The organism is Corynebacterium sp. HMSC11D10 (assembly GCF_001806995.1).
Taxonomy (GTDB): Bacteria; Actinomycetota; Actinomycetes; order Mycobacteriales; family Mycobacteriaceae; genus Corynebacterium; species Corynebacterium coyleae.
Map to the genome: position 1 here is coordinate 1 of NZ_KV787073.1, position 22,185 is coordinate 22,185.

26 protein-coding genes and 1 tRNA gene are annotated in these 22,185 nt (G+C 61.1%); 12 read left to right on the forward strand and 15 right to left on the reverse strand.

Annotated features, from left to right (window positions below; genetic code table 11):
- Positions 1–123: 123 nt before the first annotated feature.
- Both HMPREF3120_RS09125 and HMPREF3120_RS09130 read right to left on the reverse strand, forming a co-directional pair.
- A complete protein-coding gene (locus tag HMPREF3120_RS09125; protein WP_070452551.1) occupies positions 124–744 on the reverse strand; it encodes a CPBP family intramembrane glutamic endopeptidase in 621 nt (206 codons plus the stop codon).
- 74 nt (positions 745–818) lie between these two features.
- Positions 819–2,150 (reverse strand): esterase-like activity of phytase family protein, encoded by a 1,332-nt coding sequence (locus HMPREF3120_RS09130; protein WP_070452555.1) that lies wholly within the window; start codon positions 2,148–2,150, stop codon positions 819–821.
- 158 nt (positions 2,151–2,308) lie between these two features.
- On the opposite strand from HMPREF3120_RS09130, the gene HMPREF3120_RS09135 reads away from it, so the two are divergent.
- Together HMPREF3120_RS09135 and HMPREF3120_RS09140 are read left to right on the forward strand one after the other, a co-directional pair.
- Positions 2,309–2,382: transfer RNA gene (locus tag HMPREF3120_RS09135), tRNA-Leu, on the forward strand.
- Between the two features lie 196 nt (positions 2,383–2,578).
- Entirely contained in the window at positions 2,579–3,043 is a 465-nt protein-coding gene (locus tag HMPREF3120_RS09140; protein WP_070421693.1) for an S-ribosylhomocysteine lyase, read from the forward strand.
- Positions 3,044–3,048: 5 nt separating this feature from the next.
- On the opposite strand, the gene HMPREF3120_RS09145 is transcribed toward HMPREF3120_RS09140, so the two are convergent.
- The gene (locus HMPREF3120_RS09145; protein ID WP_070452557.1) at positions 3,049–3,990 is read right to left on the reverse strand and encodes a suppressor of fused domain protein; all 942 of its coding nucleotides are present in this window, start codon (positions 3,988–3,990) and stop codon (positions 3,049–3,051) included.
- Between the two features lie 98 nt (positions 3,991–4,088).
- On the opposite strand from HMPREF3120_RS09145, the gene HMPREF3120_RS09150 reads away from it, so the two are divergent.
- Entirely contained in the window at positions 4,089–4,871 is a 783-nt protein-coding gene (locus HMPREF3120_RS09150; RefSeq protein ID WP_070452744.1) for a Bax inhibitor-1/YccA family protein, read from the forward strand.
- Between the two features lie 115 nt (positions 4,872–4,986).
- Here the strand turns inward: HMPREF3120_RS09150 and HMPREF3120_RS09155 are convergent, their stop codons facing one another.
- The 3 genes from HMPREF3120_RS09155 to HMPREF3120_RS09165 form a co-directional block, all read right to left on the reverse strand.
- Complete coding sequence (locus HMPREF3120_RS09155; protein WP_070452562.1) at positions 4,987–5,496, reverse strand: hypothetical protein; 510 nt, start codon at positions 5,494–5,496, stop codon at positions 4,987–4,989.
- 37 nt (positions 5,497–5,533) lie between these two features.
- Positions 5,534–6,055, reverse strand: coding sequence for a transcription elongation factor GreA (greA, locus tag HMPREF3120_RS09160; protein ID WP_070421690.1), 522 nt, complete (start codon positions 6,053–6,055; stop codon positions 5,534–5,536).
- A 106-nt stretch (positions 6,056–6,161) separates the two neighbouring features.
- A complete protein-coding gene (locus tag HMPREF3120_RS09165; RefSeq protein ID WP_246815458.1) occupies positions 6,162–6,611 on the reverse strand; it encodes a DUF4307 domain-containing protein in 450 nt (149 codons plus the stop codon).
- Between the two features lie 102 nt (positions 6,612–6,713).
- Here HMPREF3120_RS09165 and mca point away from each other — a divergent pair, with 102 nt between their 5' ends.
- Genes mca through HMPREF3120_RS09180 form a run of 3 tightly spaced genes read left to right on the forward strand, consistent with a single transcriptional unit; the run spans position 6,714 to position 8,694 of the window.
- Positions 6,714–7,595: a mycothiol conjugate amidase Mca gene (gene mca / locus HMPREF3120_RS09170; RefSeq protein ID WP_070421688.1), complete on the forward strand. Its 882-nt coding sequence runs from the start codon at positions 6,714–6,716 to the stop codon at positions 7,593–7,595.
- Positions 7,595–7,894: a hypothetical protein gene (locus HMPREF3120_RS09175; protein WP_070452565.1), complete on the forward strand. Its 300-nt coding sequence runs from the start codon at positions 7,595–7,597 to the stop codon at positions 7,892–7,894. Before mca ends, HMPREF3120_RS09175 begins: the two co-directional genes overlap by 1 nt.
- Before the next feature lie 20 nt (positions 7,895–7,914).
- A complete protein-coding gene (locus HMPREF3120_RS09180; protein WP_070421686.1) occupies positions 7,915–8,694 on the forward strand; it encodes an isoprenyl transferase in 780 nt (259 codons plus the stop codon).
- Between the two features lie 12 nt (positions 8,695–8,706).
- Here HMPREF3120_RS09180 and coaA read toward each other — a convergent pair whose 3' ends face one another.
- Positions 8,707–9,630 (reverse strand): type I pantothenate kinase, encoded by a 924-nt coding sequence (gene coaA, locus HMPREF3120_RS09185; protein ID WP_070421685.1) that lies wholly within the window; start codon positions 9,628–9,630, stop codon positions 8,707–8,709.
- Between the two features lie 112 nt (positions 9,631–9,742).
- Between coaA and glyA the strand changes: the two genes are divergently transcribed.
- A complete protein-coding gene (gene glyA / locus HMPREF3120_RS09190; RefSeq protein ID WP_070452749.1) occupies positions 9,743–11,035 on the forward strand; it encodes a serine hydroxymethyltransferase in 1,293 nt (430 codons plus the stop codon).
- On the opposite strand, the gene HMPREF3120_RS09195 is transcribed toward glyA, so the two are convergent.
- A complete protein-coding gene (locus tag HMPREF3120_RS09195) occupies positions 11,032–11,418 on the reverse strand; it encodes a DUF5997 family protein (protein WP_070452752.1) in 387 nt (128 codons plus the stop codon). The genes glyA and HMPREF3120_RS09195 overlap by 4 nt on opposite strands.
- 25 nt (positions 11,419–11,443) lie before the next feature.
- Here HMPREF3120_RS09195 and HMPREF3120_RS09200 point away from each other — a divergent pair, with 25 nt between their 5' ends.
- Together HMPREF3120_RS09200 and HMPREF3120_RS09205 are read left to right on the forward strand one after the other, a co-directional pair.
- The gene (locus HMPREF3120_RS09200) at positions 11,444–12,064 is read left to right on the forward strand and encodes a LysR family transcriptional regulator substrate-binding protein (RefSeq protein ID WP_070452568.1); all 621 of its coding nucleotides are present in this window, start codon (positions 11,444–11,446) and stop codon (positions 12,062–12,064) included.
- A 25-nt stretch (positions 12,065–12,089) separates the two neighbouring features.
- Positions 12,090–12,698, forward strand: coding sequence for a hypothetical protein (locus tag HMPREF3120_RS09205; RefSeq protein WP_070452570.1), 609 nt, complete (start codon positions 12,090–12,092; stop codon positions 12,696–12,698).
- 66 nt (positions 12,699–12,764) lie between these two features.
- On the opposite strand, the gene HMPREF3120_RS09210 is transcribed toward HMPREF3120_RS09205, so the two are convergent.
- The 4 genes from HMPREF3120_RS09210 to HMPREF3120_RS09225 all read right to left on the reverse strand — a co-directional run bounded on the left by HMPREF3120_RS09210 (position 12,765) and on the right by HMPREF3120_RS09225 (position 16,924).
- Complete coding sequence (locus HMPREF3120_RS09210) at positions 12,765–14,324, reverse strand: MDR family MFS transporter (RefSeq protein WP_070421682.1); 1,560 nt, start codon at positions 14,322–14,324, stop codon at positions 12,765–12,767.
- Complete coding sequence (locus HMPREF3120_RS09215) at positions 14,318–14,926, reverse strand: TetR/AcrR family transcriptional regulator (RefSeq protein ID WP_070452573.1); 609 nt, start codon at positions 14,924–14,926, stop codon at positions 14,318–14,320. Before HMPREF3120_RS09215 ends, HMPREF3120_RS09210 begins: the two co-directional genes overlap by 7 nt.
- 27 nt (positions 14,927–14,953) lie before the next feature.
- On the reverse strand, positions 14,954–15,457 hold the full coding sequence (locus HMPREF3120_RS09220; protein ID WP_070452576.1) for a hypothetical protein: 504 nt from the start codon (positions 15,455–15,457) through the stop codon (positions 14,954–14,956).
- A gap of 66 nt (positions 15,458–15,523) precedes the next feature.
- The gene (locus tag HMPREF3120_RS09225) at positions 15,524–16,924 is read right to left on the reverse strand and encodes a class II fumarate hydratase (RefSeq protein WP_070452579.1); all 1,401 of its coding nucleotides are present in this window, start codon (positions 16,922–16,924) and stop codon (positions 15,524–15,526) included.
- A 103-nt stretch (positions 16,925–17,027) separates the two neighbouring features.
- Between HMPREF3120_RS09225 and HMPREF3120_RS09230 the strand changes: the two genes are divergently transcribed.
- Positions 17,028–17,720, forward strand: coding sequence for a CPBP family intramembrane glutamic endopeptidase (locus HMPREF3120_RS09230; protein ID WP_070452582.1), 693 nt, complete (start codon positions 17,028–17,030; stop codon positions 17,718–17,720).
- Between the two features lie 53 nt (positions 17,721–17,773).
- Here HMPREF3120_RS09230 and glpX read toward each other — a convergent pair whose 3' ends face one another.
- A complete protein-coding gene (gene glpX / locus HMPREF3120_RS09235) occupies positions 17,774–18,784 on the reverse strand; it encodes a class II fructose-bisphosphatase (RefSeq protein WP_070452585.1) in 1,011 nt (336 codons plus the stop codon).
- Positions 18,785–18,926: 142 nt separating this feature from the next.
- Between glpX and HMPREF3120_RS09240 the strand changes: the two genes are divergently transcribed.
- Positions 18,927–19,499, forward strand: coding sequence for a DUF4245 domain-containing protein (locus HMPREF3120_RS09240; protein ID WP_070452588.1), 573 nt, complete (start codon positions 18,927–18,929; stop codon positions 19,497–19,499).
- 10 nt (positions 19,500–19,509) lie between these two features.
- On the opposite strand, the gene HMPREF3120_RS09245 is transcribed toward HMPREF3120_RS09240, so the two are convergent.
- Positions 19,510–19,779 carry an exodeoxyribonuclease VII small subunit gene (locus tag HMPREF3120_RS09245; protein ID WP_070421676.1) on the reverse strand — a complete coding sequence of 90 codons (270 nt, stop codon included), beginning with the start codon at positions 19,777–19,779 and terminating at the stop codon, positions 19,510–19,512.
- A gap of 42 nt (positions 19,780–19,821) precedes the next feature.
- Entirely contained in the window at positions 19,822–21,096 is a 1,275-nt protein-coding gene (xseA, locus tag HMPREF3120_RS09250) for an exodeoxyribonuclease VII large subunit (protein WP_246815459.1), read from the reverse strand.
- A gap of 103 nt (positions 21,097–21,199) precedes the next feature.
- On the opposite strand from xseA, the gene HMPREF3120_RS09255 reads away from it, so the two are divergent.
- Positions 21,200–22,171 (forward strand): 4-hydroxy-3-methylbut-2-enyl diphosphate reductase, encoded by a 972-nt coding sequence (locus tag HMPREF3120_RS09255; RefSeq protein WP_070452591.1) that lies wholly within the window; start codon positions 21,200–21,202, stop codon positions 22,169–22,171.
- Positions 22,172–22,185 lie beyond the last annotated feature (14 nt).

Genomic DNA, 22,185 nt, shown 5'->3' on the forward strand with positions numbered 1-22,185 from the left:
ACGCCATAACAGGCCTCAAGACACGAAAACAGGGCGGTTCAACCCCACGAGCAGGCTAGACCACCATTAAGACGGAGCCCGGCTCGATGCCTATGTATAGGGACAACAATGAGTTCGGTGACCTCAGAGAAGGGAAGGCAAGATCAGCAGCATTGCGATGCTCCACGTCAGGTGGAGTGCGATGGGGGAGTACAGCCTGCCGGTGCGCACTGCCTCGGTGTAGGCGAGCGCACCGAGGACCACTGCCGCGAACACAAGCAACGGCACACCCATCACGACGGTGACCAACCCGTAGGCGACCGTCGACCACACACCAGCTTGCAGCACCGTTTGTCCAATGCTTTGTAGCTGGCGGGGGACGACGTCGCGGAAGATGAGCTCCTCGCCGACGCCGTTGACCACGAGGACGAGCAGCGTCAGCGCGTAACCGCCTTTGTTAGGAGTATCCAGGATCTCTGCGACAGGGCCGGCAAGTGCTGGGATGCGGGTGACGATCAGGGCACCCAAGAAAAAGACAACCGCAAGTGCGGTGCCTAATCCGATGCCACGTACGACGTCGCGGAGTTTGCCGGGGCCAGCGAATGCGCCTTTGTCGCCCCACACCCACCAGGCGGCTAGGTACACGACGGCGGTAAAAGCGGTGGCCCAGTAGAAACCTGCGGTGCCGTCGCCAGCCTGGCGCGCGAGGAAGAGCCCGAGCGCACCAAAAGCGCAGGGCAGAAGAAACAACCATTGCCTGGCCACGAGAGAAACTCCGTCCAAATAATCTGGCGATGTGAATGACAGATTACCGGGCAGTTTCTCAGGGCAGATAGTTGTTAATTGACAGAGAAGATGATCATCTCCGTGTCGTCTGGCTTACCGCGGTACCGGCCGTCATCGCCAGGGAAGTTGTTGTCCAAGGCAGTTAAGTATCGGCCGTCCTCAAGCTGAACAATCGTTTCGACGCTCAGTAGCGCAAACATGAAAGGGTCGCCGACACCGTATGCCCGTGCATCGGAAACCATGCCGATCTTATTGGGGTTGGCGATGTGGAGAAGGTCTGCCATAAGCGCCTTTTCCACTGTTTTCCCTGGCTCGATACCCTTGAAATTCGCAACCTCGAATACCTTCTTCAGCTTCGCATCGGAGCCGAGGAAGTCGTCGCGCTCAAGCACGAGCAAACGGCCATCCTTGGTTAGGAAAGCGTCGCCGATGAGCGCGTCATCGCCTTCAGCAAGGTAGGTCCAAGTCTTGCCGGTGTATTTGCCTGTCGTTGTGTCGAACTGAGAAATGACGCGTTCACGCTTGTCGGCCGCCTTGTCGAGGTACCCCTCGAAAACCGGGTAAAGATAGCGTCCGTCCCATGCCATGGCTTCAAAGCCTTTGGAATTGCGCAGGTTTGGTCGCTCATTATCGCCAAGTGTTGGGTTCGATGGGCTCTTCACACCTGGGTATGCGTAGGGCTCTTCGAGCAAGGTGCCGTTCTTGTCCACATGGAGGATGTAGGGGCCGAACTCCTCGCCGATCCAGAAAGATCCGTCGGCGGCCTGGACGAATGACTCGGGGTCAAAGTCTGCGCCGGTAAGTAGACGATCCTCGGTGTCGTTGTTGACGATCTTCCACGGAATCTTTCCGTCGGGGTCTTTTAATGAGATGTAGTCAAGTACATCAACACCACCGGTGGTTTGTGGATTCTTCGCTGTTTCCGCCGTTTCCCAATTGGGCTTGACCGTGTAGATCCTCAGGAGGAAATCGGAAGAATTCGATTTCGAACCGAAGCCGTTATCTGGCAAGCCATAAAACGTGCCGTCGCCAATCTCGATCATTCCAGAAAAGCCGGGGATGACCTGCCCTTTAAAAGGGTGGGTTTGCCCGTTACCGTCGAAAGCATCCTTGCCTGAATTCGGGCCGGGAGCCTGGTATAACGCCGAGAGCTTCGCACGGCCCTCGAGAGTTGGGCCAGTGACCTCGGGAGCCGTGGTGGACGCCGTTGGATCTACGTCGCTGTTGCTGGAACCAGAATGCTCGGATCCGTTGCCGGCAGCCGCGCCAATTGCTCCGCCGACAAGACCACCGACGACGAAAACGCCTGCTACTGCTGCGATGAGCTGCTCAAGGTTGATGTCTTTGATCAGTTGGTTTAAAGGGGGTGGAAGTTGAATGTTCATGTGTCACTACCTCGAAAATCGCCAGGAACTGAGCGAGAAACTCAGGCGAAACTTACATTTCGCACAGCGAGTGTATGGCGGGCAGTGCACTTTCGCTCGGTGAGATTTTCCGGCCGGTTTCAGCATTGAGGCGCCGGGGAAGTACCATATTTCCCGGCGCCCCTATAGCCCAATTGGCAGAGGCAGCGGACTTAAAATCCGCCCAGTGTCGGTTCGAGCCCGACTGGGGGCACAATTACTAGCCCGGTAACCGGGCTACATGGCGGTATAGCAGCCGTTGACGAGGTGTCGTCGGAAAGCAAGAAGCTCACTCGCGCAGCAAGCTACGCAGCCTCGCCGATTCGGGATGCGGCAGCCGTGACCAGCACGACTCGCAACGATGAATCCAGTGATGGGAACGGGCCAGCGCGTTCAGTACAGTCGAGGCCATGACTGATCGCATGAATGTTGAATCCTTCAACCTCGACCACACCAAGGTTGACGCACCGTTTATTCGCCTGGCGGACCGAAAGGAACTTCCCCAGGGTGACACGCTGGTGAAGTGGGACATCCGCTTCAAGCAGCCGAACGTCGAGCACCTTGAGATGCCGGCAGTGCACTCCCTGGAGCACATGTTTGCCGAGCACGCCCGCAACCATGCAGACAACGTGATCGACTTCGGCCCGATGGGCTGCCAGACCGGTTTCTACCTGATGCTCTCCGGCGACGTCGCCGAGGCTGAGGTCGCTGATCTGGTGGAAAAGACGCTCACCGACATCACCAATGCCACCGAGGTGCCGGCTGCGAACGAGAAGCAGTGCGGCTGGGGCGCAAGCCACGACCTCGAGGCCGCCAAGCGCGAAGCGCAGGCGTTTCTGGACAAGCGTGACGGGTGGGGCAACGTCTTTAAGTAAGCGTCCTACGTTGTCGGGTCGATGACCTGGAACGTCAACGGCACGGTAGTCAACGCGTAAGTGCCCGGCGCAGTGTCGAATACAGCGAGCAATTCGTTCGCTACGTCGGCACGGCCCGGCACGACAATGTGATCCTCGGCCAACTCGAGATCGATTGCCTTCGGGTCGAACATGAGCCACGTGTCGTTGCGGATGAGGGCATATGACTTGCCAAACAGCAATCGGTAGCGCGCCGCCCGAAGCAGTGCGGCGGCGGCACGTTCGTCGAGGTCCACACGCCCAGCGACATCGACATCTAAATACTTGGCGGTGTTTGCGCCGATAGAGGAGCCGTCGGTGTGCGAGGCGTCGTCGAGAAGCACACGCACCTGCGGATCGCTTGACAGTGGGGCACGTGCAGGGTCCGTCAACCCAAGCGGCACATGCTCGCCGAGCACGCCCGCGAACTTCACCGGATCCCACCGCAACATCCGCTCCAGATCATCTCCGACCAACCCCGCGGCGTAGGTGAACTGCACTCGCCCGGTCGGTCCCTCCGCACAGCCGAGGAGTGGATCCGCGACGAACACAAACCCCGCGAGCGAGCCAGAAGCCGACGATAAATAATGCCCAGGCTCAATCTCGACTCCGCTGCGGACCACGTTGCGAGCCATGCGTGCCAGCTGCTGCGCCGGCCACTCAGGAGGGAACACCTCATCGTCCATCGGGATGCGGAGCGTGAGCTCGGTCTGTGTGCCCGCAACGCGTTGCGACGACTCCACCTGGGACAACCCGAACGTGCAGTACAAGACGTGGGGGAGGGGGTCGTCGACAAGAAATGCGAGCACATCCAACGCTGCATAGGAAAAGGTGTAGGCCTGCGCGCCACCAGTTGCTGCAGACAACCTGTCCAGGACAAGATCGCCGCCCGTGCTCGGGCCGCGACGCCAACGATCGAACACACCCATGTGTCCAAATTCTACGCCTCGGGAACCTTTTTGAAGGTGCAAGCGTTACAACCTGTGAATAGTGGTCGCAACAAGACTCGAAAGGAATGTTGGACGACGTGAGAAGTACCAACCCGGTTCTGAAGAACCTGACCAATGAAGAACACACCGCTGGCTACGGCTACGCGCCCGAAATCCAGCAGGACCGCCCGCTGACGGTCGATGACATTGTCTCCAAGACCGGCATCACCATCGCCGTTATCATCCTGTTCGCCGCGATTAACTTCGGCATTTACCTGTCCGGAAACGCTGGCGTGGGGATGATCCTGACGCTTGTTGGCGGCATCGGCGCGTTCGTGGTCACCCTGGTCCACGCGTTCTCGCGCACCTTCGGCTCCCGCACGGTGACGCTTCTGTACGCAGCCTTTGAAGGCCTGTTCCTAGGCGGATTCTCTCTGCTGATCTCCGGCTGGTTCTCCGTCGGCGGGGCTGACGCTGGCCAGATGATTTTCCAGGCCATCCTGGGCACCCTCGGCGTGTTCATCGGCATGCTCGTGGTTTACCGCACCGGCGCCATCCGCGTCACGCCGCGACTGAACCGCCTGATCACCGGCGCCATCTTCGGCGTTGTCATCATGGCGCTGGGCAACCTGCTGCTCGCCGTATTCACCGGCCAAAGCCCGCTGCGTGATGGCGGCACCATGTCCATCATCTTCGGCGTCGTATGCGTGGTCCTCGCAGCTATTTCCTTCCTGCAGGACTTCGACCTGGCCGACAGGCTCGTGCGCACCAGCGCACCGTCGAACGCCGCGTGGGGCGTCGCACTGGGTCTGGCTGTGACGCTCGTGTGGCTCTACACCGAGATCCTGCGTCTGCTGTCCTACTTCGCCAACGACCGCTAGACGGCGCTAAGCAACGCTAAACGGCGGTACCAAACGCCGCCGACAATAAAGCGGCCCTGTTCCGATTGGAACAGGGCCGCTACTCTTTGCGCCGATGAGAGGCGATGAGAGGCGATTAGAGACGATCCGGGTTCACGGTCGCACCATCAACCGAGATGGTGGTGAACAGCAGATCGTTGTTCACAACCTGCGGAGCGCCAAGGACAACCTTGACGCCTTCCTCGCGGTTATTCGGATCCAGGACAACACGGGTTGCGGTGCCCTCAGCCAGGTCGGCGGTCCAGGTATCCCAGACGATGTCCTGCAGGAAATCGTTCTGGCTCTTGCAGTCGACCGTCAGCTGAGTCGGGCGCAGCAGGCCGGTCTCGCCACAGTTGTTGAAGGTTGGCAGCTCGTCCGCGGCGGCCTCGAGGGGCTCCGTCGCGGTCGCCTCGCTGGCCTCGACAACATTGGTCGCGGCGGTGGCGGAAGCACCAGCACCCTTGAGGGAGCCAGCGTCCTGGCTCGTCGCGGTGTCGATCTTCTTGTCAGACGGGTTCTCGTTCGGCGGGGTGCAGCCGGCGAGGGCGAGAGCAGCGATGGCAGCTACGCCAACCAGAGCTTTGCGGGAAGAGGTTGCAATCACAGGATGATCCTTCGCTATCGAAAAAGAACGGGTAAAACTACTTTGCACGAGGCGTTGAAGCTTTAACTGAATCATACGGCTCAGCCTTGACGATCGTGACCGAAATCTCGCGACCATTCGGAGCCGTGTAAGTACGGGTCTCGCCCTCAGCGGCACCAACGACGGCAGCGCCCAGCGGGGACTGCTCGGAGTAGGTCTCCAAATCAGCGTTGTCGGTCGACGCAGCGCGGGTACCGATGAGGAACGTCTCGCGGTCCTCCTTGTCGCCGTTGTAGTAGACGTGAACGACGGAACCGATGTGAGCGACACCTTCGACAATGCCGGTGCGCTCGGTGGTGGAGTTGGAGAGGATCTCAGAGATCTGCTTAATGCGAGCCTCTTCCTGATCCTGCTGCTCACGAGCTGCGTCGTAACCAGCGTTTTCCTTCAGGTCGCCTTCCTCGCGGCGCTCGTTGATCTCCGCGGCAATCACCGGACGGTTATCGATCAGCTGCTGGAGTTCGGCCTCCAGCTTGGCCTTCATTTCCGGGGTAATGTACTGCTGCTGGGGTTCAGCCATAGGGGTAACACCCTTCCCTCATACGTAAAACGAGCCCGCAGGCTGCGGGCGAAACTGTGCAGATATACCGCAAAAGATTAGCACATGGTAGTACGCAGCCCGTGTGCTAGCGGGCGTCGTAAAATTTGCTCTCCGGGTCCATGTAGAACGGCAGATTTTCGGAACAGCCGTAGATGCGGCCGGAAACAAGCGGTTCACGCAGCGGCAGGTCCACCGGGATGCGCTGGTGCTTCTCCCCGCCGGCGGGAAGGATGACCTCGCGGCGACCCACCTCAGCGTGGGAGTAATCCACCGCGGTGACGATGCAATAGGCCGGTACCGACGGGTCCTTGCGGGTCACGTCGATCCAAAGGCGTCCGGTTGAGTCGTCGATATGTTCCTGCGAAATAAATTCAGCGGTGACGGGACGGTCCATCCTGTCGATGATCGTTCGGGCGCCGAAGAAGATGAACGCGATGGCGATGAGCACAGCGGCGACTGCGACCACTTTGCCGCTTACGCCGTCGCTCTTGCCGGAGCTATAGCGTTGCGACGGACGGCGCACTGGAGTGGACACGGATGCAACCTCGCAATAACAAGGGGGATAGGGACTTAACTGGGATGGTACTAAGATGTTCCGAAGTTCTAACAACACCCCTACAAAAGTTGGAGAGTACGAGTGGCTGGTCTGCGTCTGATGGCGATCCACGCTCACCCGGACGATGAGTCCTCGAAGGGTGCGGCGACCATGGCGAAATACGCTGCCGAAGGGAACCGTGTGAAGGTGGTGACCTGTACCGACGGACGACGTGGGGACATTTTGAACCCTGCGATGGACCGCCCTGGGGTGCTCGAAAACATGACGGCCGTGCGCCACGAGGAGATGGCGCGTGCCGTCGAGGCGCTTGGTGTGGAACACGTTTGGCTGGGCTACGAAGACTCCGGCCTGCCCGAGGGGGACCCGCTGCCTCCGCTGCCGGAGGGGTCATTTGCGGTCCAGGACCCGGAAGAGGTTGCGGTGAAGATCGTGGAGGAGATCCGCGAGTTCAAACCGCACGTCATCATTACCTACGACGAAAACGGTGGCTACCCGCACCCGGACCATCTCATGGTTCACGCGATTTCGATGATTGCGTGGGAGAAGGCGGGTGACGCCTCGTTTGCGCCAGAAGCCGGCGAGCCGTGGACACCGCTGAAGCTCTACTACACGCATGGTTTCATCCTCCAGCGCATGAAGCTGCTGCAAGAGGCGTTGTTCGAACGCGGTGAGAAGAGCCCCTACGAGCTCATGATCAAGCGCTGGGAGGAAGCCGAGGGGGATGTGTTTGACCGCGTGACCACCCAAGTGGAGTGCGCCGACTACTTTGGACAACGTGAGCAGGCGCTGACTGCTCACGCCACCCAGATCGATCCGGCAGGGGCGTTTTTGGCCAGCCCGGTGGCGGACCAGCAAAAGGTGTGGCCGACGGAAGAATTCGAGCTCGCACGTACCCGGGTGGAGACCACCTTGCCTGAAGATGACTTGTTTGCCGGTATCGATGCCGGTGCTGAGGAGGAGTAGTGTTCGCCAACTTCATCAACGCCGCCGCAACCGTTGATCTGGTCCTGGCGCAGTCGCCGGGGGAGACCCCGGCTGGTCCGGACTTTGGCAAGGCGTCGCCGATTGGGCTGCTGCTGCTTGTCTGCCTCGCGGTCGTTGTCTTGTCGATTGGGTATGCGTTTCACCGGCGTTTCTCCCGGTTCCGTCGTCGTCAAGCATTTGCTGAGGCGCATGGCATTGATCCTTTCGACGAGAAAGCTATCGACGAGGCCATGGCGAAGGCTGGCGTTGCCGACCAGCGTAAGAAGCGCACCTTTTAAGCCCCGCTAGAATCAACGTTGTGTCTGTCCTCTCCAAACTGCGCTACCCGCTGTACCAGCTGTACGAAGCACGACTTAAGCGTGAGCTGCGTGGAAAGAAACGCCCGAAGCACATCGCCGTGATGGCTGACGGGAACCGTCGCTGGGCTCGCGAGTCGGGGTTTAAGGACATTTCCCACGGCCACAGGGTCGGCGGCGCGAAGATTGGCGATTTGGTTCGCTGGTCTGCGGAAATGGATGTCGATGTTCTCACGATTTACCTGCTTTCCACCGAGAACCTTCAGCGCACCTCGGAGGAGGTGGAGCTGCTCTTCGACATCATCTCCGAAGTCATCGAGGACCTCGCCACCGAGGATTACACCTGCCGCGTGCGCTTGGTCGGCCAACTGGACCTGCTGCCGGACGATGTGGCAGCACGCATGCGAGAAAGCGCCGCTACCACTACCGAGAAAGCCGGACTGACCGTGAATATTGCGGTGGGCTATGGCGGGCGCCAGGAGATCGTGGACGCGGTGCGTGCGCTTATCGACGACACCGCAGCCGCCGGCGCAACCCCCGCCGAAATCAAAGAGGCGGTGACGGTCGACTCGATTGGTGAGCACCTCTACACCAAGGGCCAGCCCGACCCAGATCTGGTGATCCGCACCTCCGGTGAGCAGCGTCTTTCCGGATTCCTGCTGTGGCAGGCCGCGTACTCCGAAATCTGGTTCACGGATACGTACTGGCCAGCGTTTCGCAAGATCGACTTCCTGCGAGCACTGCGCGACTATTCGCAGCGCTCCCGCCGCTTTGGCAAATAAAACCCTGGCGAATTACAGCTTGCGCATGCGGACGCGCTGAACGGTGTGGTCGTAATCCTTGCGCAGCACAAGCGATGCGCGCACCCGCGTGGGCAGAATGTTTTCCACCAGGTTTGGCAGGTTGATGGACTGCCAGATTTCGCGTGCGGCGTAGGTCGCCTGCGCGTCGTCAAGACCTGCGTAGTGAGCAAAGTGTGCGCCGGGCTCCTGGAATGCGGTATCGCGCAGTTTGAGGAAGCGCTCGATGTACCAGTGCTCGATGTCGGAGGTCTTGGCGTCGACATAGATGGAGAAGTCGAACAGGTCCGACACCATCAGCGTTGGGCCGGTCTGCAATACGTTGAGGCCCTCCAGAATCAAGATGTCTGGCTGGCGTACCTCGATGTACTCGTCCGGGAGAATGTCGTAGGCCTCGTGGGAGTAGATCGGAGCCTTGACCAGGGGCTGACCGGACTTCACCTCGGTGACAAATCGCATGAGGTTGCGGCGGTCGTAAGACTCAGGGAAGCCCTTACGGGCCATCAAACCGCGCTCCTTGAGCACTGCGGAGGGGTGCAGGAACCCGTCAGTGGTGATCAGGTCGACGCGGGGGTGGGAGTCCCAGCGCTGAAGTAGCACCTGCAGCACACGCGCGGTGGTTGATTTGCCTACTGCGACCGAGCCTGCAAGCCCGATGATGAACGGCACATGCCCCGGATCGCCGCCGATGAACGTTTCGGTGGCTTTGGTCAGTTTCTGGCGCGCTCGTACCTGCAGGTGGATCAGGCGCGACAGCGGTAGGTAAATGTCTTCGACCTCTTGCAGATCGAGGCTCTCACCGATGCCTGCGAGTTTGGTGAGCTCATCTTCGGTGAGCACCTGTGGCATGGTGGCACGACGTTTGCGCCAGTCCTCGCGGTGAAAATCGAGGTAAGGCGAAGAATCGACACGTGGCATGGCCCTATTGTTTCACCTTGGATCCTGTGCATGGAATTCGACATAACACCCGGGTTGCTTACATATACTTCGAAGCGGTAACTACGACCGAACGAGAAAGGACCCGGTGGACGTGTCTGAAGATTTCCGTTACCAGGATCTGGCTACTTTTGACCCCGAAGTTCACGCCGCGATTGTCGACGAGCTAGCGCGCCAGCGCAACACCCTCGAAATGATTGCGTCTGAAAACTTCGTTCCGCGCTCCGTACTTGAGGCACAGGGTTCTGTGCTGACCAACAAGTACGCCGAGGGCTACCCGGGCAAGCGCTACTACGGTGGCTGCGAGCACGTGGACGTTGTGGAGACCCTGGCACAGGAGCGTGCCAAGGAAGTCTTCGGTGCAAAGTTTGCAAACGTGCAGCCACACTCCGGTGCGCAGGCGAACGCCGCTGTGCTAATGGCACTGGCGGAGCCGGGTGACACCATCCTGGGCCTGAACCTGGCTCACGGCGGCCACCTGACCCACGGCATGAAGATCAACTTCTCCGGCCGTCTCTACAACGTGGCAGCGTACGAGGTAGAGAAGGACACCCACCTCATCGATATGGCCAAGCTGCGTGAGCAGGCTCGCGAGGTCAAGCCGAAGGTGATCATCGCCGGCTGGTCCGCCTACCCGCGCCACGAGGACTTCGCTGAGTTCCGCTCGATCGCGGACGAGGTCGGCGCCTACCTGTGGGTTGACATGGCCCACTTCGCCGGCCTGGTTGCGGCTGGCCTGCACCCGTCGCCGGTCCCGCATGCGCACGTGGTGTCCTCCACGGTGCATAAGACGCTGGGTGGCCCCCGTTCCGGCTTCATCCTGACCAACGATGAGGAGCTAAACAAGAAGATCAACTCCGCCGTTTTCCCCGGTCAGCAGGGTGGCCCGCTCATGCACGTCATCGCTGCGAAGGCGACCGCGTTCAAGATCGCGGGTATGGAGGAGTTCAAGGACCGTCAACAGCGCACCATCGACGGTGCGAAGATCCTGGCCGAGCGCCTTACCAGCGAGGATGCGAAGGCTGCCGGCATCGACGTTGTCTCCGGCGGCACCGACGTCCACCTCGTGCTGGTGGACCTGCGTAACTCGCCGATGGATGGCCAGCAGGCCGAGGACCTCCTGCACGCCGCAGGCATCACGGTCAACCGCAACGCGGTGCCGTTCGACCCGCGCCCGCCAAAGGTCACCTCTGGCCTGCGTATCGGCACGTCGGCGCTTGCTACCCGTGGCTTCGGCGAGGAGGACTTCCGCGAGGTGTCCGACATCATCGCCGAGACCCTGATCCAGGGCGAGAAGGCTGATATCCCGGCGCTGCGCGCCCGTGTCGAGGCCCTGGCGGAGAAGTACCCGCTGTACCCGGGCCTTGAAGACTGGAAGATGCTCTAGTCGTTCTGGCCGTCGGCGGCGCTTGCGGTGTCGACATTGTGCCCGCGCTGCTCTGCGAGAGTGGCGCGGGCTTTTTGTAGCCAGTCCGGTTGGTCGTCGAGAAGCGCGCGGATTTGCTCCGTGGTCATCGACTGCTCAACGCCGGCTGCTTTCAGCGCGGTCACCGAGATGCCGAGCTTGCGTGCGACCTCGGTGCGGGGGTGCGGGCCGTTGAGGCGCAGTTCTTGCAGCCAGGCGGGCGGGTTTTCCTGCAGTTCGCGCAGTTCGGCGTGGGTGATGGCGCCGTCCTGGAACTCCTGTGGAGTGGCGGGAAGGTAGATACCGAGTTTTTTCGCCGCGGTCATCGGCTTCATTGCGGTGCCGGATGGGGTCTGTTCACTCATGCCCAAAACGGTAGCATTACCTGCCATGCTCACCATCGCGTTCGTCACCGGTACTGAACCCGGCAAATGGTTCCGCCGCTATGCCCAAATGTCGGGCGAGGACCCTGCGACATTGCCGTCGGATGATCCGTTTCCCCTCGTCGGCAAGGATGCGGACGCGGCGCTGGTCAGGCTTCCGGACGAGCGGGTCACGGACGAATACCACGTGGTCCGGCTCTACGAGGAGGCCTGGGGCGTGGCAGTGCCAAAGGACTCCGTTTATGCGGAGGTGGGGGAGGTTGATCGCGGGGATCTTGCGGAAGAGATTGTGAATTTCGAGTACGCAGAGCAGACGCTTATCGACGATCTGCGTACCGCCCTTTCCGTTGTCGCCGCAAACGTCGGCATCGCCTACGGGCCGTTGCCGTTGCTGAAGACGCTTGCGAAGAAGCAGATTAAGGCGCTGCCGATCGACCCGGGGGAAGGCGTTAATACCACGACGGTTGCGCTCGTGTGGCGGAAATCGGACGATTGTGACGCTGTCCAGGACTTTGTTGGTATTACGAAGGGGAGAACTCCCAGGTCGTCGCGTACCGCGTCGCACCCCCGATCGGGTGGGAAGAAGACTCGACGTTCGCGCGGTGCCCATAATGGGCGACGCACCTAAATCAACATGAAAGGTATGACAAATTATGTTTTCCCGTAAGATCGCTGCTTCCGCCGCTGCTGTAGCCCTGGCTGCTACCGGGTTAGTTGCGTGCTCTAACGACGACGACACCGCGGCAGAGACCGAGGTTGTGGAGGCCACCGCTACTGAGACGAACGTAGAGACTGAGACTGCGGCTGCGAAGACGGAAACCGCTGACGCTTCCGCAACCGATTCCGCGGACTCCATCGGCGCTGCGGGCGAGGGCACCGAGGCGACCGAGGAGATTACAACTGCTGACGGCGGCACCGCAATGGTTCCGGCTGGCGTCGTTGCTGCCATGGATAAGTTTGCTGAGCCGTCCTGGGGCGAGCCGATGAAGGTTGAGCAGGTCGACGAAGGCTGGATCGTTACGTACGACCAGGAGCACTACGTCACCTGGAATGAGAACACCGGTGGCGCACCGACCTGGGGTCAGATTGCCAACGAGTGGATGACCGACGTCAACGTGGATAAGAAGCTGGGCTTCCCGCTGGCTCCGGAGGCTGCTAACCCGGACGAGTCCGGCTGGACCCAGGAGTTCGAGCGCGGCTCCATCAACTGGACCCGTGCTGGCGAAGGCGAGCCGTTCGCCGCGGTGATCACCGAGAAGTAAACCGCGCCCATGTAACGGCGTTCGGCCCGGCCCCATGTGAGGGGCCGGGCCGTTTTCGTTTCCCGGTTAGCTCAAATCTTCCTTGAGTGGGTCTTCCTTGACCGGCAGGAGTATCACGAACGCGATGATGGCCAGCGGCACCATGAGGAGGAACACGGGGGTAAGGCCGTCGTTGTAGCTCGACAGCACGACTTCCTTCACCGGCTGAGGCAGTTGCGCCACGCTGCTCGGGGTTAGCGAGTTCGCGGCACCCTCACCGAATTGCTTGCCTAGCGCAGCACCTTCTTCGCCGAGTTTCGCCAGAGCTTCCGGCAGGCGCTCCTCCAGCTTTTCGCGCATGTTGTGAATGAACAACGAGCCGGACAGGGAGGCGCCGATAGCGGAGCCGATCTGGCGGAAGAAGTTGTTCGTCGACGTTGCGGTGCCCACTTGGGCGAGTGGGAACGAGTTCTGCACGATGAGCACAAGAACCTGCATGACCAGACCAAGGCCGAAACCGAAGATGAACATGTAGATCCCGAGCACGGTCAGCGACGTGTCCACGCTCAGCCGAGAGAACAGGAACAGTCCCACGGTGGTAATGAGCATGCCGGACAGTGGGTACATCTTGTAGCGGCCGGTGCGAGAGATGATGAAGCCGACTGCCGTGCCGGTGCCGAGCATGCCGAGCACCATCGGCAGCATCATAAGGCCCGCGTCGGTCGGGGTCAGTTCGTGCACCATTTGCAAGTACGTCGGGAGGTAGGCGAGAGCACTGGTCATCCCGAGGCCAAGCACCGTGCCCGCCAGGGTGGTCAGCACCATGTTGCGGTTGCGGAACAGCCCCATGGGGATCAGCGGGTTAGTCGCGCGCAGCTCGACAATCACGAACAGCACGGCAGCGATCACAGCGATAGCGCTGGTGGCGATGATGGTCGGGGAGGTCCAGTCGTACTGCGTGCCACCCCATGTGGTGGTGAGGATCAGCGACGTGGTGGCCACGATCATCAGCGTGGTACCGATGTAGTCAAAGTTCATGCCCTTGGCGGATCCGCGGCGCAGCTTCAGCACCTTGGTGCATACCGTCATGGCGAGCAGGCCGAGCGGGATGTTCATCCAGAGCGCCCAACGCCAGCCGGGGCCGTCGGTAAACCAGCCGCCGAGGACCGGACCGAGCACCGAGGACACACCAAATACTGCGCCCATCACGCCCATGTACTTGCCGCGCTCGCGAGCAGGAACGACTTCCGCGATGATGGACTGCGAGTTCACCATCATGCCGCCCGCGCCGAGGCCTTGGATGGCGCGGCCGATGATGAGCAGCTCCATGGTGTTAGCAAAGCCGCCGATGGCGGAGCCGATTACGAACAGGCCGATGCCGGTGATGTAGAGCCACTTGCGGCCCAATACGTCGCCAAGCTTGCCGTTGATGGGCATCGCGATGGTCATCGTGACCAAGAACGAGGAGATGACCCAGCTCATGTGGTCCACGCCGCCGAGGTCACCAACAATGGTCGGCAGGGCCGTGGCGAAGATCATCTGGCCCAGCGAACTCATCAGCATGGTCAGCAGCAGGGCGGCGAACACGACGCCGACGTTCGGGGGAGTGGCTTGAAGCGGGTGGCGTCCCGCGCGGTTGTCTACCATGTCATGTCCTTTGCGTAATTCGTGATGTCTTTGGCGTATTCGATGAGCAGCTCGATTGGGTCTCCTTCATCAGGCGGTGCCCAGAGGTACCTGGTCACGACCCCTTGAAATAGCACGACGATGAATAGTGCTTCCGCCTCCAGCGATCCCGAATGCTTGCGGTCCTGCGGGAAGGTTTCAAAGTGGGCGCGGAGGGCGCGACCAATTTCGGTGAGGAATCCGCGCTTTCGGGCGGCTTCGGCGTGCATCAAGCCCGGGTTGTTCTCCAGTAATTGACGACGACACTTCGCCGCCGGACCATCAAACGTGCCCGGCTCAACCACGATGGAACGAATGACAAGCTCCAGCACGTTGTCGCTCTGGGTCGTGCGGATCGCGTCCAGCGCGTCCTCGTCGAGGGTGAACGGAAACGATCCCAAGATCGCCTCGTCCTTAGATTCCACATAGTTGAAGAAGGTTCGCCGGGAGATGCCTGCCTCGCGGCAGATGTCGTCGACGGTGACGTTGTCGTAGCCACGCTTGTCGACAAGCGCCGCCGCCTCGTTGCGGATGCGCTTTAGCGTCTCGCGGCGCTTCTGTTCCCGAATTCCCTCATTTTGCACGGGGTGCAATATTACACCCGGTGCATGTTAAGGCAAACCGGCGGAGAGTTCCCCTTCTACCAGCGCTTTTTCGCCTTCAAAGTACGTCAGTTTCACAATCCCGGGCTCTTGCTTTTCGACGACCCACCGCCCCGAACCATCCCCACACGGCTTCGTCAACGGCACCGACGCACCGTCCTCACCGATCAGTGCGGTGCAGCCGGTCAACGGATACGTCACCGACGCAGTACCGCCACCGAACGTCGCCACCGCAGGCCACGCCTTTACCTTCGCGTTGTCCTCTAGGCTGTTCAGGGTTCCGGTGTAGGTGCCTGTGGGGGAGCTGGTGTCGTCGTCACGCAACTGCGGTTGCGCCGTCACCGTGACGGTTTCGGGGACCTCGTTGGTCGGCTCGGGCTTCGGATTGGCGTACCAATACGCGGCCGCAAGCGCGACACCGATCACGGCGACGATCAGCGCAAGCACACCACCGACGACCCACGGCTTATTCGGGCCACCGGCAGTGCGAAGCTCGGAGAAAGAATCAGGCATGAAAAAGCCCCCAGCATGTTGAAGTGAAGTGCTGGGGGCAGATTCTAGCTAGGTGCGAGCTACGGCCTAGTTTCGGTCGGTGTTGGCCATGGACAGCACATCGAGGCGCTTGTCCAGCTCCTCCTCGGTGAGCTTCTCACCATCGACGAAACCAAGGTCGATGGTGGCCTGACGGATGGTGATGCCCTCCTTGATCGCGTGCTTGGCAATCTTGGCTGCGTTCTCGTAACCAATTGCAGAGTTCAACGGGGTCACGATCGACGGGGACGACTCGGCGAGCTCGCGCATGTGCTCGACGTTCGGCTCGATGCCATCGACAAGCCTGGTGGCGAATTGACGGGAGGTGTTTGCCAGCAGGCGGGAGGACTCGAGCACGTTGCGCGCCATCATCGGGATGAACACGTTGAGCTCGAACTGGCCCTGGGTGCCGCCGAACGCCACAGCAGCGTCATTGCCGATGACCTGTGCGGAAACCTGAGTTGCGGTCTCGCATAGCACCGGGTTGACCTTGCCCGGCATGATCGAGGAACCCGGCTGCAGATCCGGCAGGTGGATCTCAGCGAAACCAGCCAGCGGGCCCGAGCCCATCAGGCGGATATCGTTCGCAATCTTGTACAGGGAAACCGCCACGGAACGCATCGCGCCGGAGAACTCCACCAGGCTGTCGCGGTTCGCCTGTGCCTCAAAGTGGTTCTTTGCCTCAGAGAGCTCATCCAGGCCGGTGAGCTTCTTGAGCTCCTCGGTAACCTTGCCGCCGAACTCAGCCGGAGTGTTGATGCCGGTGCCCACAGCGGTGCCGCCAATGGCCAGCTCGCCCAGACGGTGCAGGGTCGCCTCGACACGCTCGACACCCAGCTCGATCTGGCGTGCGTAGCCGGAGAACTCCTGACCCAAGGTGACCGGGGTGGCATCCATCAAGTGGGTGCGGCCCGACTTCACAACCTCGTGCCACTCCTTCGCCTTCTTCTCCAGAGACTCCTGGAGCACCTTCAGCGCCGGGATGAGATCGTTTGCGGCAGCCTCGGTGGCAGCAACGTGAGTAGCGGTCGGGAAGGTGTCGTTAGAGGACTGGCCCATGTTCACATGGTCGTTCGGGTGAACCTCAACACCGTTCGCCTTCGCGATGGACGCGATAACCTCATTGGTGTTCATGTTCGACGAGGTGCCGGAACCGGTCTGGAACACATCGATCGGGAACTGGTCGTCGTGCTTGCCGTCCGCAATCTCCTTCGCAGCAGCGATGATCGCGTCCGCCTTCTCAGCGTCCAGCTTGCCCAGGTCCTTGTTCACCTGAGCACACGCAGCCTTCAGCAGACCAAGTGCGCGAATCTGCTGGGCCTCAAGGCCGCGGCCGGAGATTGGGAAGTTCTCCACAGCACGCTGCGTCTGGGCGCGCCAGAGAGCGTCGACGGGCACCTTGACCTCGCCCATCGTGTCATGTTCGATGCGGTATTCCTGATCAGCCATGATTGTCCTTTACTTCTATCCCATGCACGCCACGCACGCTAAAGTGCGCTCGTGCCTTTCCAAAGATCGATTATGCCCCAGATAACAAAAATGAGGAGCTGTAATGTCTGAAAACCGGACACAAAAGGCCCCCGCATTGAGGGATGCGCTGGTGGCGTTGGCGGCAATGGCCATTATGTACGCCCTTTTGGCGGGACAGGGTCTGCTGTTGGTGCACGCGAACGTGTCCCGCACCGTCGCGATCAGCATGCTGCCTCTCGCGGTTCTCATTGCCATCGTTGTGCCCTTGGTGCTGCTTATCCGCTACATGAAAAGTCGCGGACTCGAGCTGGGGTTTACGCGGCTAGGGAGTCGAGGCTGGCATGTGCTGTGGCAAGTTCCGGCAGTGATCGTCGGGGCGGCTGCATCGAGCGCTATCGTCGGCTCGCTGATCGGGATGGAACCAGGCGGAGGCTCAACCGCAGATGACTTAGCCAAAGATGCCGGAAGTGTGGCGCCGGTGCTCATCTTGCTTGCCAGTTATCTGCTGCTCGGGCCAGTGATTGAAGAGATTGTGTTCCGCCGTGTGCTCATGGGCTACTTTGACACGCACATGCCGGCAGCAGCGAGCGTGCTGCTCACCTCCGCCATCTTTGCTGCAGCCCATATCGCGCCACCCGTGATCGTCTACACATTCTTCTGCGGCATCGGCCTCGCACTGGTCGCAAGGTTCCACGGCAGCATCACCGCGAGTTTCATCGTGCATGTAGCCAACAACTTCGCGGCTAGCGCAGCAGTCATTGGAGCCTTGTTCTAGAACGACAAAGCCCCGCACTCTTCGCTGAGAAGGCGCGGGGCAAAAGTCAGGTTCTACTTGGTTGGCTCGGAGTAATCGACCACCGAGTAGTCCTGCAGCTTGGCCAGCTGGTGCTGGGATTCGACGTAGCGCACGGTGCCGGACTTCGAACGCATCACCAGCGAACGGGTGGTGGCGCCAGACTTGCGGTAGGTCACGCCACGCAGCATGTCACCGTTGGTCACGCCGGTAGCGGCGAAGTAGCAGTTATCAGAGGTGACCAGGTCGTTGATACCCAGGACACGATCCAGGTCGTGGCCAGCGGCGAGTACCTTCTCGCGCTCCTCGTCGGACTGCGGGGCCAGCATGCCCTGGATGTCGCCCCCAAGGCACTTCAGCGCACATGCGGTGACAACACCTTCCGGGGTGCCGCCAATGCCCATAGCGATGTCGATGGAGCTGTTGTCCTGAGCGGCAGCAATTGCGCCGGCAACGTCGCCGTCCATGATGAAGCGAACCTTGGCGCCGGCGGCACGGATTTCCTCGACAAGCTTGTCGTGACGCGGGCGATCCAACACAACAACCGTGATGTCAGCCGGACGAACACCCTTCGCCTTAGCAACCGACTTGATGTTGTCCTCAACGGAAGCAGTGATATCAATCGCGCCGACCGCCTCAGGGCCAACCGCGATCTTGTTCATGTAGAACGCGTCCTGCGGGTTAAACATGGAGCCACGATCCGCGGCAGCAATGACAGAAATCGCGTTCGGGCGACCCTCTGCCATCAGACGGGTGCCATCTACCGGGTCAACGGCGATATCCACCGCAGCACCACGGCCGGTGCCAACCTGCTCGCCGTTGAACAGCATCGGGGCCTCGTCCTTCTCGCCTTCGCCGATCACGATCACGCCGTCCATCTCCACGGAGTTGATCATCTTGCGCATCGCGTTCACGGCGGCGCCGTCGCCCTCGTTCTTCTGTCCGCGACCCACCCAACGACCGGAGGCGAGCGCTGCTGCCTCCGTCACACGGACGAGCTCCATTGCTAGGTTGCGGTCAGGGACAAGATCAGACTGTTCAGTCATCGCGGGGGCCTTCCTCCAGAGGACAAAAATCGACCCCTCTATTCTGGCACTTCCACACGCCGAAGTGTTGGTATCGCCCACCTTTACGGGGGAGAAGCCCGCCCGTTCTGGGGTGCAGGTGGCTCATGACATACTGAAACGCGTGGCAAACGACAAGAAACCCCGCATCTTCCAAAACGGCCGAGACATGGCAATCAACGCCGTGCTCATTGTGGTGCTCATGCTCGTCGCTGTCGGCGCGACCGGGCTGTGCTCCTTCAACCCCGGCGCCCCAGAATCCGGCCCCGTGCAGGAGGTCGACGCAGAAGCGTTCCTCGACCTCGAGGCGCGTGCGGTGAACTACCCGGTGCGCTACCCGCAGATGCCAGAAGGCTGGACCACCAACTCGGCGCGCCGCAGCATGCTTGCCGGCAACTCGGCACCCGTCGTCGGGTGGGTCACCCCGAACCGTGGCTACCTGCAACTCACCCAGACTGGCGTCGATAAGGATGCGGCGCTCCAAGCCTCCAACACCGACAACCGTATGCTCGATCGCACAGTGCGTATCGACGACACCGACGTCGAGGTCTACACCAGCGACGAACGCGAGGTCCGCGACCTGTGGATTGTGGACGCCGGCGACGCACGCTTCGTCGTCACCGGCGCAGGCAGCACGGACGAGTTCGAAGAGCTCATCAGCGCAGCGCTGAAGGCTACTCCGATCACACCCCAGTAGCTTCTAGTACTTACTGCTCAGGAGCCTGCCCGCTGACCTGACGGGTGCTGATGGCTTCTTCGACGCGCTTCGAAGCGCCGTCGAGAAGCACCTCGCACCGCTTCGCCAGCGCCTCACCGCGCTCCCAATACTTCAACGACTCGTCCAAACTCATCTGGCCGAGCTCCAAAATCTTCACCGTCTCCACAAGCTCATCGCGAGCCTGCTCGTAGGTCAGCGTCTCCGGGTCCGGGAAAGCATTGTCGTTCGCCTGGCCGGATCCAAACGTGTTGTCTGTCATGAGTGTTCCTTAAACGTTCTTAGTTGACTTCAGCTGGTTGCATTAATCAGCGGGAGTGGTGGACATCGAAGCGGCGGTAATCGAGCCATCGCCGACACGGATACGCAGCTGCGCGCCGGGCTGAGCCTGATCAATAGAGGTCACAACCTCAGGGCCAGAGTGGTCGCGCGGAACCACCTGCACCACGGCGTAACCACGGGCCAAGGTTGCAGAGGGGCCGAGCGCCGACACCTGGGCGCGCAACGCCGAGACCTGCTGGTTCTCACGCTGCAGCACATGGGAAATGTCGCGGCGGATCAACGCCTGGGCGCGCTCCACTTCCTCGCGGCGGCGCGTGATCGCCATCATCGGATCCGCTAGGGCAGGACGGGTGCGAATCGACGCGAGGCCGTTTCGTTCCCGCTGCACCCATCCGCGCAGGGCGGCGGACATGCGGGCACGTGCTTCGTCGATAAGCGCACGCTCCTGCACAACATCCGGCACGGCACGCTTCGCAGCATCGGTCGGGGTGGCGGCGCGAACATCCGCCACATTGTCCAGCACCGGGTTATCCGGCTCGTGGCCAATCGCCGAAATGACAGGTGTGCCAGCGGCCGCCACCGCGCGTTGCAGGGCCTCCTCCGAAAACGGCAACAAGTCCTCAACCGAACCGCCGCCGCGGGCGATGATGATCACCTCCACGTCCGGATCGCGATCCAGCACCTGCAGTGCCTCGATCACCGCAGGCACGGTCGTCGGCCCCTGCACTGGCGTGTTGATGATCTCAAAGTTCACCTGCGGCCAACGCCCCTGCGCCACCGTGACCACGTCACGCTCCGCAGCTGAACCTCGCCCCGTAATCAGGCCCACCTTCTTCGGCAAGTAGGGCAGCGGACGCTTCCGCGCCGGATCAAACAGGCCCTCGGCCGCCAACTGCTTACGCAACGCCTCAATGCGCGCCAACAGCTCGCCTGCGCCAACGTGGCGGATCTCCGCCACCTTCATCGAAAACGAGCCACGGCCTTGATAAAAGGTCGGCTTGCCATACGCCACCACGCGGTCGCCGTCCTTCAACGGCACAGCCATGCCGGTGAGCAGCGACGTCTCCGCCGTCAACTGCACCGACACCTGCTCCTGCGTATCCCGCAACGTCATATACGACAACCGCCACGACGGCTTCGTATTAATCTGCGTGAGCTGGCCTTCAATCCACAGCCAACCCAGCCGGTCGATCCAGCTCTTCACGGAGTTATTGAGCTTGGCCACAGACCACGGCGTTTCCGGCGTGCTTTTCGGCGGTGCACTCTGCGCACCTTGCACACCTTGTGTTTCTGCCACGCGATGCTCCTTTCTCCCCAGTATTTCTGCCAGGTAAACAGTACCCGGCGGGCACGAATTACCCGCCTACTGTTTTTGACGTAGATTCGTTAGGGTTGGTTCCATGACTGATCAGGGTAAGAAAGTGCTACTCGCGTCCCCACGCGGATACTGTGCCGGCGTGGACCGCGCCGTGGAGACCGTAGAAAAGGCGCTAGAGAAGTACGGCGCCCCCGTCTACGTGCGCAAAGAGATCGTGCACAACAAATACGTCGTGGAGACGCTGCAAGACCGCGGCGTGATCTTCGTCGACGAAACCGACGAGGTCCCTGAAGGATCCCACCTCGTATTCTCCGCCCACGGTGTATCGCCGGCAGTACGCGAATCCGCTCAGGAACGCAGCCTGCACACCCTCGACGCATCCTGCCCGCTGGTGACCAAGGTGCACAACGAGGCGAAGCGCTTCGCCCGCGACGGCTACCACATCCTGCTCGTCGGCCACGAAGGCCACGAAGAGGTCGAAGGCACCGCAGGTGAGGCTCCGGACATCACCCACCTCGTCGACGGCGTCGACGGCGTCGACCGCCTGCCGGACTTCCCGGAGGGGCAGAAGCTGGTGTGGCTGTCCCAGACGACGCTGTCTGTCGACGAGACCATGGAGATCGTCAACAAACTGCACGAGCGCTACCCGAATCTGGAGAACCCGCCAAGCGACGACATCTGCTACGCCACCCAGAACCGCCAGGCTGCCGTGAAGAAGATCGCGCCCCAAAGTGACCTGGTCATCGTGGTTGGCTCCCAGAACTCGTCCAACTCGAAACGCCTCGTCGAGGTTGCCCTCGAGGCCGGTGCGCAGAATGCTTACCTGGTCGATTACGCCCACCAGGTCGACGATGCCTGGTTCGACGGTGTCAACACCGTCGGCGTGACCTCCGGCGCGTCGGTGCCGGACATCCTCGTCCGCGAACTGCTCGACTACCTGGGGGAGAAGGGCTACGGCGACGTGGAAGAGGTCACCACCACCGTGGAGACCATCACGTTCTCCCTGCCGCGCGAACTGCGCCTGCCGCGCCGCGAGGCACCGCTCGAGGCATAAACCCCGCCGAGAAC

Coding starts and splice junctions, on each gene's coding strand:
- HMPREF3120_RS09130 (WP_070452555.1), bottom strand. CDS start 2,150: ATGAACATTCAACTTCCACCCCCTTTAAACCAACTGATCAAAGACATC.
- HMPREF3120_RS09140 (WP_070421693.1), top strand. CDS start 2,579: ATGACTGATCGCATGAATGTTGAATCCTTCAACCTCGACCACACCAAG.
- HMPREF3120_RS09145 (WP_070452557.1), bottom strand. CDS start 3,990: ATGGGTGTGTTCGATCGTTGGCGTCGCGGCCCGAGCACGGGCGGCGAT.
- greA (WP_070421690.1), bottom strand. CDS start 6,055: ATGGCTGAACCCCAGCAGCAGTACATTACCCCGGAAATGAAGGCCAAG.
- coaA (WP_070421685.1), bottom strand. CDS start 9,630: ATGCCACGTGTCGATTCTTCGCCTTACCTCGATTTTCACCGCGAGGAC.
- HMPREF3120_RS09195 (WP_070452752.1), bottom strand. CDS start 11,418: ATGAGTGAACAGACCCCATCCGGCACCGCAATGAAGCCGATGACCGCG.
- HMPREF3120_RS09200 (WP_070452568.1), top strand. CDS start 11,444: ATGCTCACCATCGCGTTCGTCACCGGTACTGAACCCGGCAAATGGTTC.
- HMPREF3120_RS09205 (WP_070452570.1), top strand. CDS start 12,090: ATGTTTTCCCGTAAGATCGCTGCTTCCGCCGCTGCTGTAGCCCTGGCT.
- HMPREF3120_RS09210 (WP_070421682.1), bottom strand. CDS start 14,324: ATGGTAGACAACCGCGCGGGACGCCACCCGCTTCAAGCCACTCCCCCG.
- HMPREF3120_RS09220 (WP_070452576.1), bottom strand. CDS start 15,457: ATGCCTGATTCTTTCTCCGAGCTTCGCACTGCCGGTGGCCCGAATAAG.
- HMPREF3120_RS09225 (WP_070452579.1), bottom strand. CDS start 16,924: ATGGCTGATCAGGAATACCGCATCGAACATGACACGATGGGCGAGGTC.
- HMPREF3120_RS09230 (WP_070452582.1), top strand. CDS start 17,028: ATGTCTGAAAACCGGACACAAAAGGCCCCCGCATTGAGGGATGCGCTG.
- glpX (WP_070452585.1), bottom strand. CDS start 18,784: ATGACTGAACAGTCTGATCTTGTCCCTGACCGCAACCTAGCAATGGAG.
- HMPREF3120_RS09245 (WP_070421676.1), bottom strand. CDS start 19,779: ATGACAGACAACACGTTTGGATCCGGCCAGGCGAACGACAATGCTTTC.
- HMPREF3120_RS09255 (WP_070452591.1), top strand. CDS start 21,200: ATGACTGATCAGGGTAAGAAAGTGCTACTCGCGTCCCCACGCGGATAC.